Genomic DNA, 457 nt, shown 5'->3' with positions numbered 1-457 from the left:
CGCTACCACTTTTTCAAAACCAGCCTTCGTCAACGCAATCACATCCATATAGCCTTCAACGACAAGAATAGAACGTGCTTTTTTCTCTTCCATGGAATGATTGCTTTTGCGAGCAGAAGCTGCATTGTAAAGCATATTTCCCTTATGAAAAAGTACCGTTTCAGGACTATTGAGATATTTTGCTCGCACGTTTTTATCTAATCCGCGTCCTCCAAAAGCCACCACACGCCCACGTAAATCTTCAATAGGAAATATGATACGATTTCTAAATCGATCGTAGGGAACCGTAACATCCTCACCCGATACAAGAAGACCACAATCTTCCATCTGCTTTACCGAAATACCACGCATACTTAACGCTTCTTTTAAAGCTGTACGCCCTGTTGGAGCAAAACCAATTCGAAAGCGTTTTATAAGTTCTGGTGTCACGCCACGCTCACCAAGATAATAACGCGCC

The 457-nt window shown here is 42.7% G+C and carries 1 pseudogene; it reads right to left on the bottom strand.

The features are described 5' to 3' along the window. Positions 1 to 457: pseudogene (locus tag J7R10_RS08690) on the bottom strand (DNA primase); the annotation flags it as partial.

The organism is Bartonella vinsonii subsp. berkhoffii ATCC 51672, assembly GCF_902825225.1.
In the GTDB taxonomy this organism is placed as follows: Bacteria; Pseudomonadota; Alphaproteobacteria; order Rhizobiales; family Rhizobiaceae; genus Bartonella; species Bartonella berkhoffii.
This window is presented reverse-complemented; position numbering and strand designations above follow the sequence as displayed.